Origin of the sequence: Vibrio sp. S17_S38 (assembly GCF_014694375.1) — a bacterium.
Classification (GTDB): domain Bacteria; phylum Pseudomonadota; class Gammaproteobacteria; order Enterobacterales; family Vibrionaceae; genus Vibrio.
Map to the genome: position 1 here is coordinate 161,256 of NZ_JAAUWW010000005.1, position 12,314 is coordinate 173,569.

Sequence of the window (12,314 nt, forward strand, 5' to 3'; positions counted from 1 at the left end):
TGTTATACGGAATAGGAGCTTTTTTATTATTCGAAAAAATTTAAAATAAAAGCCTATTTAGCGGTTTGCGAGGTAATGGATGTCACATTTAAACTACAACCACCTTTATTATTTTTGGATGGTTTGTAAACAAGGTTCTGTGGTAAAAGCGGCAGAAGCATTATTCTTGACACCTCAAACCGTGACAGGGCAAATTAAATCTTTTGAAGAACGTATGAAAGGGACGTTATTAAAGCGTAGTGGTCGTAGTGTCGAGCCCACTGAGCTGGGTCAGATGATTTTTCGTTATGCCGATAAAATGTTTGGTTTGAGCTATGAAATGCTCGACATAGTTAACTACAGCCAACAAAAAAATGTTTTGTTTGATGTAGGGGTTGCAGATTCCTTATCTAAAAGGCTAGTGAGTAAAATTCTACTGACGACAGTACCAGACGATAACAGCATTCATTTACGCTGCTTTGAGTCAACACATGAGCTATTATTAGAGCAACTGTCTCAGCATAAGTTGGATATGATTTTATCCGATTGTCCTGTTGATTCGAGTCAAAGCCCCGGTTTATTTAGTAAGAAACTCGGTGAATGCAAGATGAGCTTCTTTTCATCTAGTGTGGTAGATTCTCAAAATTTCCCGGCTATTTTAAAAGATAAAAAATTACTTATTCCCGGACGTCGTACAGCAATGGGGCGCAATGTTATGCATTGGTTCGAAAGACATGCAATAACGCCAAATATATTAGGTGAGTTCGATGATGCAGCGTTAATGAAAGCCTTTGCTCTGTATCATAAAGACGTTATTTTCTTAGCACCTACTATCTATTTTGATGAAGTAAAAGGTGAAGTACCTTTGTGCTTAGTGAGCGAAGTTGAAGAGCTAAAAGAAGAATATTACGTTATATTTGCAGAGCGAATGATCCAACATCCTGCGGTGAAAAATGTTTGTGATGCTGATTTTAGTGATTTATTTCGTTAAATTTTATTGATGATTTTAAAAATCCCCAATCCTGAGAGGTTGTAAGATGGATTTAGTTAAAATGGAAAACAACCTTCCTCAAGCTGTCGTGCTTTTAAAAGCGATGGCTAATGAAAATAGATTGCACATTTTGTGTCTTTTACATGATAAAGAATTATCGGTTGGAGAGTTATGCTTACTTTTACCTTTAAGCCAGTCTGCATTATCACAGCATTTGGTGTGGTTGCGTCGTGATGGATTAGTTAAAACAAGGAAGCAGTCTCAGGCCGTATATTACTCACTGCATAACTCTGAAGTAAAAGCCATGATAGAGCAGTTACACAAGCTGTACAGTGTATAGAGTGAAGGGGATTGAACTGAGTTCCTAGACTGGTTTTACCAATCTATATAACTAAAGATTCTGAGTTCAATTTTTAGATATAAAAAAACCGGCCTAGGCCGGTTTTTGTGCAATTAAGCTTTAATATAAAATTAAAGAGCTTTGATTGCTGCAGTGAAGCGAGACTTATGACGAGCAGCTTTATTCTTATGAATAAGGCCTTTAGTCGCCATGCGATCTAGAAGAGGTGTTACTTCAACTAGTGCAGCAGTTGCAGCTTCTTTATCGCCAGCTGTAATAGCAGCGATAGTTTTTTTCATATAAGTGCGCATCATAGAACGACGACTAGCATTATGCTGGCGACGTTTCTCAGCTTGGATAGCGCGCTTCTTAGCAGATTTACTGTTTGCCAAGGGTCTAACTCCCAAAAAACTTTAGTTCGGTGACAATTTAAGGGCGAGGACTATGCCTCTTTCCTACGTGGTTGTCAACAGATTTGTACGAAAACCAAGCTTTACCAAATCAATTTTTGGTGAAGTGTGGTCTACGCGGTTAAGATGGCGTGGATTCTATCAGCATTTGAATTCCAATGCTATTAATTATCTCATCCCATGAATAACTCTTTTTACTTTGTTTTATTTTCAAATAAGGTGGAGAATTTGTTATTCATTTTTGTTGTTACAACTTTTTATATTTGAGGCAAGTGTGAGTAGAAAACTGCTGAAATCGGGGCTTACTGTAAGTGCCATGACTTTTGTTTCTAGGGTATTAGGCTTAGTGCGTGACGTCGTTGTTGCGAATTTAATGGGGGCCGGTGCAGCGGCGGATGTTTTTTTCTTTGCTAATCGAATTCCAAATTTCTTACGTCGCTTATTTGCTGAAGGGGCATTCTCTCAAGCTTTTGTCCCTGTATTAACGGAATATCACGCGTCAGGTGATAAAGATAAAATCCGAGATTTAATATCTAAAACCTCGGGAACTTTAGGTGTGCTTGTTACCATTGTTACTTTATTCGGTATTTTAGGATCTGGAGTGGTAACCGCTATTTTTGGGGCTGGTTGGTTTATGGACTGGCTTCATGGTGGGCCTAATGCAGCTAAATTCGAACTGGCGAGTTTCTTGTTAAAAATCACTTTCCCTTATCTATGGTTCATTACGTTTGTAGCGTTATCAGGCGCAGTATTAAACACTATAGGTAAATTTGCAGTTTCATCATTTACCCCTGTTTTTCTTAATGTAATGATGATCTTTGCCGCTATTTATATATCACCTTATATGGAACAGCCTGAAATTGGCTTGGCAATTGGGGTATTTTTAGGTGGCCTAGTTCAGTTTGGTTTCCAGATCCCGTTTATGTACCGTGAAGGGTTACTTGTTAAGCCTAAGTGGGGTTGGAACGACCCAGGTGTCAAAAAAATTCGTACCTTAATGATCCCCGCGTTATTTGGTGTTTCGGTCAGTCAAGTTAATTTACTACTTGATACCATGGTTGCGAGCTTTTTGATGACGGGGTCAATTAGTTGGTTGTACTATTCAGATCGTTTATTGGAATTTCCTTTAGGATTATTTGGTATTGCAATTGCTACTGTAATTTTACCTGCGTTATCTCGTAAACATGTGGATGCCGAATCAAAAGGCTTTTCCGATACCATGGATTGGGGCGTTCGGATGGTGATTCTACTTGGGGTTCCAGCCATGATTGGTTTAATGGTGCTAGCTAAGCCAATGTTGATGGTGCTGTTCATGCGTGGTGAGTTTATGCCAAGTGATGTTAATAATGCATCATTATCACTTCTTGCTTATGCATCCGGCCTATTAAACTTCATGCTGATTAAAGTATTAGCACCAGGATATTACTCAAGACAAGATACCAAAACGCCAGTACGTTATGGCATTATCGCGATGCTGACTAATATGGTATTTAACGCTATTTTTGCTTACCTTTTTGGTTATGTAGGACTTGCAATGGCAACTTCTCTTTCTGCTTTGGTTAATATGGCTTTATTATATCGAGGTTTACACATCGCAGGAGTATATCGTTTATCCCGAGAAACGATTATTTTTGCTTTTAAGGTTATGATTGCTGGTGGCGTCATGACTGCATTATTAGACTGGCAATTAGCCGATATGAGCGTGTGGTTGAGTTGGCATATTTCAACTCGTGCATATTGGCTTGTAGGCTTGATTGGTTTGGGTGCGATTGGCTATTTAGCGTCGGTGCTTGCTTTGGGTATTCGACTGAAAGATCTAAAAGGTCATTGATAGTTTAAAGATCCTGATAAACAGCCCTACTGTACTCGCATTGGTAGGGCTTTTGTGTGTATAATTTGCCAGTTTAACGCACCAAAACCCTGATAATAAGAACCGAATATGGAATTAATCCGAGGCATTCACAATATTAAACCGCATCATCAAGGGTGCGTACTCAGTATTGGCAATTTTGATGGTGTGCATTTAGGGCATCAGCAATTGCTCAGACGACTGTGCGATCAGGCTAACACCTTGAATTTACCTACGGTTGTGATGACATTTGAACCTCAACCGATGGAGTTTTTTGCCAAACAATCAGCACCAGCCAGATTAACGCGTTTACGCGATAAATTTGTGCAACTTGCCAAATATAAGATTGACCGATTGCTGTGTATTAATTTCAATCAACATTTTGCAAATTTAACGCCAGATGCCTTTATTCGAGATTTGTTAGTTGATAATTTAGGGGTGAAATATTTAGTGGTTGGTGATGATTTTCGTTTTGGAAAAAATCGTCAAGGCTCGTTTGAAGATCTAATCCAAGCGGGAAAAAAATATGGGTTTGATGTCGTGAGCACAGAAAGTTTCTGTATGCATACGCCAGAAAAACAAACTCAATCAGAGCCTATTCGAGTGAGTAGTACAGCTATTAGACAAGCACTCGCACAAGATTGTTTAAAAGAAGCTAAAGCGATGTTAGGCCGTGATTATAGTATTAATGGTCGCGTTTCTCATGGTCGAAAGCTTGGACGAACAATTGGTTTTCCTACGGCAAACATACCGCTAAAACGGAATGTGTCACCAGTTTCTGGTGTGTACGTAGTGAAGGTCTTCGGTGCTGAAAAATTGGGCTCAACTGAAAAATGCTTGAATCAATTCGTTGTTGGTGGTGTTGCGAATATTGGCAATCGTCCAACCGTCAATGGAGTGCGCCAACAGTTGGAAGTACATTTATTTGATTTCAAACAGAACCTTTACGGAAAACAACTTGAAGTAGTGTTGCTACACAAGCTTCGAGATGAAAAAAAGTTCGATGATTTCGGGCTATTGAAACAACAAATAGAATTAGATGCGCAAGCAGCAAGGGTGTGGTTGCTTGAGCACAATATAATTTCCCAAACAGTCTGTTAACTGTTTGGGAACTCCTCATTAATATCGCCCAATGTAATGGAATTAAGAATCGATGACTGATTATAAAAATACTCTGAATCTACCTGAAACAGGGTTTCCAATGAAAGGGAATCTGGCTAATCGTGAGCCAGAAATGCTTAAACGCTGGTACAAAGAAGATCTTTACGGCGCAATCCGTACTGCCAAGAAAGGCAAAAAATCATTTGTATTACACGATGGGCCCCCTTATGCCAATGGTGATATCCATATTGGCCATGCCCTAAACAAAATTCTTAAAGATATTATTATTAAATCAAAGACATTGTCTGGCTTTGATGCGCCGTACGTTCCTGGTTGGGACTGCCACGGCCTACCCATTGAGCTAATGGTAGAAAAGAAAAAAGGTAAACCTGGTCAGAAGATTTCTGCTGCGGAATTTCGCGAAGAATGTCGTAAATACGCGGCTGGCCAAGTTGAAGGGCAAAAAGATAGCTTTAAGCGTTTAGGTATCATGGGTGAGTGGGAAAAGCCTTATCGCACTATGGATTTTGGAACGGAAGCTAATATCATTCGTTCATTAGGTAAAATTGCAGATAAAGGGCACTTGTTAAAAGGCTTTAAACCAGTTCACTGGTGTACCGATTGTGGTTCTGCATTAGCGGAAGCAGAAGTTGAATACAAAGACAAAGTATCGCCTTCTATCTATGTACGTTTTAAAGCAACCGATGAAGCTGCTGTATTATCTAAGTTCGATTGCAAAGAAGGCCATCAAGGTAAAGGTGATGTGTCGATTGTTATTTGGACTACCACTCCGTGGACAATGCCAGCAAACCGCGCCGTATGTCTGCGTGATGATCTTGAATATGTATTGATTCAAGTTGAAGCCAATGGCGAGCAACCAGCAGAACGTATTATTGTGGCTTCTGATTTGGCTACATCGGTTATGGCAGCTGTTAATATCGAGCATTTCCATAACTTAGGTTTTGCGAAAGGTTCTGATTTAGAGCTGACTCGCTTTAATCACCCATTCTACGACTTTAATGTTCCTGCTATTTTAGGCGAACACGTCACAACTGAATCAGGTACAGGTATTGTCCATACCGCGCCGGGACATGGCCAAGAAGACTTCGTGGTTGGTAAACTGTACGATCTTGAAGTGGCTAATCCTGTTGGTTCTAACGGTGTTTACTTACCAGATACGGAATTATTTGCCGGTCAGCACGTATTTAAAGCCAATGATTCGGTACTTGAAGTATTAAAAGATCATGGCGCATTATTACATCACCACGCTTATGAACACAGCTACCCGCATTGCTGGCGCCATAAAACGCCAATTATTTTCCGTGCCACGCCACAATGGTTCATTTCTATGGATCAAGCGGGTTTGCGTGCTAAAGCATTAAGCGAAATTAAAAACGTTCAGTGGATGCCTGAATGGGGTCAAAGCCGCATTGAAGGCATGATCGAAGGTCGTCCTGAATGGTGCATCTCTCGCCAACGTACTTGGGGAGTGCCAATCGCTTTATTCGTACATAAAGAAACCGCTGAATTGCATCCTAATTCACCTGAACTTATTGAAAAAGTGGCTAAGTTGGTGGAAGAAAAAGGTATTCAAGCATGGTGGGATCTTGATCCTGCTGACTTAATGGGTGACGCTGATGCCGCTAAGTATGAAAAAGTGCTCGATACATTAGATGTATGGTTTGATTCTGGTTCAACTCACTATTCTGTCGTTGATAACCGCAGCGAGTTCAACGGTCACAGTGCGGATCTTTACCTTGAAGGTTCGGATCAACACCGTGGTTGGTTCCAATCATCATTGATTACTTCGGTAGCAATGAAAGATAAAGCGCCGTACAACCAAGTGTTAACTCATGGTTTTGTCGTGGATGCCAACGGTCGTAAGATGTCGAAATCTATCGGTAATGTGGTTTCACCAAAAGATGTAACCAACAAATTAGGCGCAGACATTCTACGTTTATGGGTAGCCTCTACCGATTACACTGGTGAAGTAGCGGTGTCGGATGAAATTTTAAAACGCAGCGCGGATTCTTATCGTCGTATTCGTAATACTGCACGTTTCTTCCTTGCTAACTTAAATGGTTTTAATCCAGCAACGGATATGGTCGCACCTGAAGATATGGTGGCACTGGATCGTTGGGCTGTAGGGCGTGCACAATCTGCACAGAAAGAAATTGTGAAGGCTTATGAAGAGTACAACACGCATGGTGTGACTCAGCGTTTAATGCAGTTCTGTTCTATTGAAATGGGTTCATTTTATTTAGATGTCATTAAAGATCGTCAATATACGGCGAAATTGGGCGGCCATGCTCAACGTAGTTGCCAAACTGCGCTTTACTACATTGTAGAAGCACTTGTTCGTTGGATGGCGCCAATTATGTCATTCACAGCAGATGAAATCTGGAATGAAATGCCATCAAAATTACCAAATGGCGAAGATCGCGAAACATTCGTATTTACTGGCGAATGGTTTGATGGTTTATTTGGGCTGACTGAAGGCGAAGCATTGAATAATGATTTTTGGACTCAAGTTCAATCGGTTCGTGCTGGTGTGAATAAGTTACTTGAAACCGCTCGTAGTGAAAAAACGATTGGTGGCTCCCTTCAAGCTGAAGTAGTGTTATTTGCTGATGATGCATTGGCACTGAATCTGAATAAACTTGAAGACGAACTGCGTTTTGTACTATTAACGTCTAAAGCTAAAGTTCAACCATTAAGTGCAAAAACGGATGATGCACAAGCAACAGAGGTAGATGGTTTATTTGTTGATGTTACGGTCTCAGAAGCTGAAAAATGCGATCGTTGTTGGCACCATGTTGCGGATGTTGGCACTATTACAGAACACGAAAAAATATGTGGTCGTTGTGTAACTAACATTGAAGGTGACGGCGAAGTTCGTAAGTTTGCCTAATGACTAAAGTATTATTCTCATTAAAACAATCTGGTGTTCGTTGGCTATGGCTAGCAGCATTAGTGTTTGTTGCTGATATCAGCATCAAACTAATGGTTATGAATAACATGGGGTATGGATGGACTAATCGTATTGAGATTTTGCCTTTCTTTAACTTATTGTACGTCCATAATCTTGGTGCAGCTTTTAGCTTTTTAAGTGACCAACCTGGTTGGCAACGTTGGTTTTTTACCGGGATTGCTTTTGTAGTCAGTGCTATGTTGATCATATGGATGCGAAAATTACCCGCTGAAGAGAGTTGGAATAACCCAGCCTATGCGATGGTTATTGGCGGTGCTCTTGGGAATGTATTTGACCGTTTAGTGCATGGCTTTGTGGTTGATTACTTAGATTTTTTCTGGGGAAGTTACCACTGGCCTGCTTTTAACTTAGCAGATGCGGCTATTTGTATTGGTGCGGTGATGATTGTTCTAGATGGCTTTCGATCTAAGAAAGGGTCAGTGAAGAGTTAAACTTTGTACTCTATTAGAGCGCCACTGTTTTTACGGTGGCGCTTTTTTATATTTAAATAAGCATATTGTAAGTGAAATATTTAAAGTTAAATTAAACCCACATAACTAAAATTGCCGCCAATGCGACGAGTATTAACCCAACGCCATCTTTAATTCTTATTTTCTGTTTAAGCCATAAGAATGAGATTAGCATGGTGAAAAATATTTCCACTTGGCCGAGGGTTTTTACATAAGGCACAGCTTGTAAAGACATAGCGCTGAACCAACCGATGGAACCTAAGCAACTAGCAATGCTGGTTAGAAGTGTTAATTTAGGTCGTTGCCATAAGGATTGAAGTGTACTTATGTCTGTACATGTAATGTAGATGATGAGTAGTAACGTTTGTAGGCTGATCACCAATAATAATACCCAAGCGGCACTATAAGGAAAAGGTAAGTGTAGGGCGAGACTGGCTTCTCTTACCCACAATGAGGTTAACGCGAAAGCGGATCCACAAGTCAGACCAAGAAGTACTATTTTTAGGGAAAGGCTTTTTATACCAGTTGTTGTGCTTAATAAGAAGATCCCAACTCCGCCGATAAATACACCGACCCACCCAAGAAAGGTTAGACTTGTACCAAAAAATGTCACGCCTAGTATAGCGGCTGCAAGCGCTTCGCTTTTAGCAAGACCTGCACCTACAGCATAATTACTTTGTTTAAACAATAAGACCATCAGTGCTGTTGCAAGAATCTGCATCAATGAGGCCGCGATAATGTAGCTAAGAAATTCAGGTGTAAAATGAGGTAATGGCGCAGGTTTATAGGAATAGAGAACGACAAGATAAAGAGCCGCAATCGGGCTCGCCCATAGAAATCTCGCGAGTGTGACCCCTAATGTTTTAACTTCTGAAGACAATTGGCTTTGAAAGGCATTACGCCAAGACTGCATAAAAGCGGCAAAAAATGTAAACACAATCCATGTCATATGAAAGCCTATGCTGATAATATCTGCCTGCGGTAGAGGTCGGTTAAGTGTGCAAATTCGTTTAGAGTGGCCAGTAGTTCTGATTTAAAAATAAGAGCGATTAATCTCTAGGATCTTCGCCAATGACTAATGGTAAGGTAAGAAGTTTACCATCGCGTAATACTCCTAAATTGACGTGGGTTCCTGGTCGTATTTCAGTTACCATCTCCATTACTCCTTGGCTGTTGATAACTTTATTATCGTCAATACTAATGATGACATCTTTCTCTTTTAAACCGGCTTTCTGAGCAGGCCCATTTGGCGCAATACTTAGTACAACAATTCCATTTACATGATCTATACCTAGTAACCGTGCCGCGACAGCATTCATATCTTGCCCGTCAATGCCGATATAACCACGGATTACACGACCATCAGCAATAATTTTAGTCATTATTTTATTGGCAAGAGCATAAGGAATGGCAAAAGAAATACCATATGTTTCTAAATCTGTTGCTTGTTGGAATGATGCAGTATTAATACCGACTAACTCTCCATTGGTATTAACTAAAGCCCCACCAGAGTTACCTTCATTGATTGCGGCATCAGTTTGAATAAAAGCCTGTCGACCATCGGCGCTTACCGATGATCGTCCAGTGGCAGAGATGATACCAAAAGTTGTTGTTTGACCTAGGTTATATGGATTACCTATCGCGAGTACAACATCACCAACTTTTGCATTATAATTTGGGTTTTGTGGGATGACTGGCAAGTTAGTCATATCGACTTTAAGCACCGCAATGTCGGTTTGTTTATCGGTCCCGATCAATTGGGCATTGGAGACTCTGCCATCTTGTAATGCCACAACAACTTGATCTGCTTCGGCAACAACATGGTAGTTAGTAATTATGTATCCCTTATCACTGACTATAACCCCTGAACCTAAGCCTTGAGTTTTGAGTTTTAAGTGATCACCTTGTACATATTGTCGGCTATAAATATTAGCAACGGCTGGGCCTGCTCGATGAACCGCATGACTAAAAGACATACGAACAGAGTCAATATTATCAGCTTGCGGTTCTTTATTGAAATTAGATAAGTTTGGGCGTAACGAAGGCATTGCTAACAAAAGGATTACAGCCGTTACTAAGCCAATTAAAATAGGTCGAAGCCAAAATTTCAGCATGTAGCCCTCAGTTAATAAATAAGGTATTGATCTGGGAAAGAATAGCATTGGTTAGAAAGCAAAGAAAAGATAAGTTTGCAATGACATGTTTGTTGGTAAATAGATCTAAAAAAACGAGCCGCATTTGGACTCGTTATATTTTATTATGTAGTAAGTTATCTTTTAAGAGACTTTCTCTAAATTCGGAGAATTAAGGCGCTCTTTTTTTTGTTCTTTCAATAAGCCGGTTGCACCATTGGCATAATCTTTAGGCTGAACATCGGTGATCTCTTCAGTGATTTTTTCTGGAGTTGCTTCTGTTGATTGAGTTACAAATGGGCTGTCTTGTTGCGATATATTTGGCAATAATTCCGAAGAGGTTTGAGCCATGTGTTGATACAGCTTGGTATAGTTTTTACCTAAAGTGTCTAGCATTTCAGCTGCATTTGAAAAATGATCTGATAATTCTTGGCGGTGCTGCTCAAGTTCAAATTTGCTTGCTTCTAATTCTTTTTGTAGTTGTTTGTGCTTTTTGTATTCAGGTGTCATTAGGCGCGCAACAATGACACCAATAATAAGACCAGCGAGTAAACCTATTGCTGCATAAAGAAAAGCCATAAAAGCTCCTTGTTGTTGTTTTTTAACATGTTTATTACAACGTTGTTATACATGTTGAGATTACATGGTACTATGGCAACACTGCTTGTGAAAGAAAAAGCTGTCTTTAACAATGCCTAGTGTGATCTCTGGGCTATCTATTTAAGTATTGAGTGGCTCAATGACAAGAATGACACCTAAACAACAATACCAATATGATATTGAGCATTCTGGCTACCTGATAGATTCGGCCCAGCAGCTTGCCGTTGAAAAATTGGATGATTTATATCATCAATTTGTCGAGTATGTATCAACCTCGGTAAAAAAAAATAGCCTATTTGGCAAGCTTTTAGGTCGGGATGCTCAAGCTAGCCCACCTAAAGGCCTCTATTTTTGGGGAGGAGTAGGGCGAGGCAAGACATATTTAATGGATTTGTTTTTTGATACGCTACCAACCCCTAAAAAGTCCCGCATGCATTTTCATCGATTTATGTTACGAGTGCATGACGAATTAGGCAACTTACAACACACAAGCGATCCCTTAGAAATTGTTGCAGACAAACTTAAACAAGAAGCAGATATCATTTGTTTTGATGAGTTTTTTGTTTCCGATATTACGGATGCAATGATTCTCGGTACTCTATTTCAAGCTTTATTTAAGCGTAATATGATTTTAGTGGCAACATCGAATATCCCACCAAAAGATTTATATTACAATGGGTTGCAACGAGCACGTTTTCTTCCTGCGATTGAGTTGATCGAGAAAAATTGCTTAGAAGTCAATGTTGATAGTGGTATCGATTATCGTCTAAGAACATTAGAACAAGCTGAGATTTATCACTATCCACTTGACGATAAAGCACAGGAAAATTTAAATCAATACTATCAACAGTTAAGTCGTGATGAATGCTTCCAGACTAAAAATATTACTATTAAGCATAGAGATGTATCAGTAATAGGTTCATGTGATGGAGTCTTGTATGCGAGCTTTAGCCAGTTGTGTGAAAGTGCCAGAAGTCAATCGGACTTCATAGCAATATCAAAGATATATCACACTGTTCTGCTTTCTGGTGTTAAGCGAATGAGCCGAGAAAATGACGATGCAGCGCGTCGTTTTATTGCATTGGTGGATGAGTTTTATGATCGTAACGTGACCTTGATTTTATCGGCTGAAGTCAAGCTTGAAGACTTATATAAACAAGGTCAGTTAGAGTTTGAATTTAAGCGTTGTCAATCTCGCCTGATAGAGATGCAGAGTCTTGATTATCTCTCAAATGAGCATTTATCTTGAAATTTAAACGAATAGCTTGTTCCCTCTAAGGGGGGGCGTTTATGCAGAGCACTTCGTTAGCGCTCAAAAGAACTATAAAAATCAAATTTTATAGTTCAAAAAATAGCTTTTTGATTCAATTTCACTCGTAAGTTAAAAAAAAAGACTTTTTTCGCGAAAGTAGATGATTTTTTCCTCACACTTCCCTATAATCCTGCGACCCACCGTTACTGCAGGCGTAAT

General features: G+C 39.8%; 11 protein-coding genes. 7 read left to right on the top strand and 4 right to left on the bottom strand.

The genetic code is table 11. The features are described 5' to 3' along the window. Window positions 1–79: 79 nt before the first annotated feature. Together nhaR and HC725_RS05910 are read left to right on the top strand one after the other, a co-directional pair. A complete protein-coding gene (gene nhaR / locus HC725_RS05905) occupies window positions 80–970 on the top strand; it encodes a transcriptional activator NhaR (RefSeq protein ID WP_190330854.1) in 891 nt (296 codons plus the stop codon). Between the two features lie 46 nt (window positions 971–1,016). Then, window positions 1,017–1,310: an ArsR/SmtB family transcription factor gene (locus tag HC725_RS05910; protein ID WP_190330855.1), complete on the top strand. Its 294-nt coding sequence runs from the start codon at window positions 1,017–1,019 to the stop codon at window positions 1,308–1,310. 131 nt (window positions 1,311–1,441) lie between these two features. On the opposite strand, the gene rpsT is transcribed toward HC725_RS05910, so the two are convergent. Further along, a complete protein-coding gene (rpsT, locus tag HC725_RS05915; protein ID WP_190330856.1) occupies window positions 1,442–1,702 on the bottom strand; it encodes a 30S ribosomal protein S20 in 261 nt (86 codons plus the stop codon). Between the two features lie 292 nt (window positions 1,703–1,994). Here rpsT and murJ point away from each other — a divergent pair, with 292 nt between their 5' ends. From murJ to lspA, 4 genes are all read left to right on the top strand, one after another. After that, entirely contained in the window at window positions 1,995–3,551 is a 1,557-nt protein-coding gene (gene murJ / locus HC725_RS05920) for a murein biosynthesis integral membrane protein MurJ (RefSeq protein ID WP_342365927.1), read from the top strand. A 108-nt stretch (window positions 3,552–3,659) separates the two neighbouring features. Continuing rightward, window positions 3,660–4,670 carry a bifunctional riboflavin kinase/FAD synthetase gene (ribF, locus tag HC725_RS05925; RefSeq protein WP_190330857.1) on the top strand — a complete coding sequence of 337 codons (1,011 nt, stop codon included), beginning with the start codon at window positions 3,660–3,662 and terminating at the stop codon, window positions 4,668–4,670. A 52-nt stretch (window positions 4,671–4,722) separates the two neighbouring features. Beyond that, complete coding sequence (gene ileS, locus HC725_RS05930) at window positions 4,723–7,581, top strand: isoleucine--tRNA ligase (protein WP_190330858.1); 2,859 nt, start codon at window positions 4,723–4,725, stop codon at window positions 7,579–7,581. Then, window positions 7,581–8,093, top strand: a complete 513-nt coding sequence (gene lspA / locus HC725_RS05935) for a signal peptidase II (protein WP_190330859.1) — start codon at window positions 7,581–7,583, stop codon at window positions 8,091–8,093. Before ileS ends, lspA begins: the two co-directional genes overlap by 1 nt. A gap of 91 nt (window positions 8,094–8,184) precedes the next feature. Here lspA and HC725_RS05940 read toward each other — a convergent pair whose 3' ends face one another. The 3 genes from HC725_RS05940 to zapG form a co-directional block, all read right to left on the bottom strand. Further along, window positions 8,185–9,060: a DMT family transporter gene (locus tag HC725_RS05940; RefSeq protein WP_190330860.1), complete on the bottom strand. Its 876-nt coding sequence runs from the start codon at window positions 9,058–9,060 to the stop codon at window positions 8,185–8,187. 100 nt (window positions 9,061–9,160) lie between these two features. Then, window positions 9,161–10,225, bottom strand: coding sequence for an outer membrane-stress sensor serine endopeptidase DegS (degS, locus tag HC725_RS05945; protein WP_190330862.1), 1,065 nt, complete (start codon window positions 10,223–10,225; stop codon window positions 9,161–9,163). A 162-nt stretch (window positions 10,226–10,387) separates the two neighbouring features. Further along, window positions 10,388–10,822: a Z-ring associated protein ZapG gene (gene zapG, locus HC725_RS05950; protein ID WP_190330864.1), complete on the bottom strand. Its 435-nt coding sequence runs from the start codon at window positions 10,820–10,822 to the stop codon at window positions 10,388–10,390. Between the two features lie 169 nt (window positions 10,823–10,991). Between zapG and zapE the strand changes: the two genes are divergently transcribed. Next, on the top strand, window positions 10,992–12,092 hold the full coding sequence (zapE, locus tag HC725_RS05955) for a cell division protein ZapE (RefSeq protein WP_190330916.1): 1,101 nt from the start codon (window positions 10,992–10,994) through the stop codon (window positions 12,090–12,092). Window positions 12,093–12,314 lie beyond the last annotated feature (222 nt).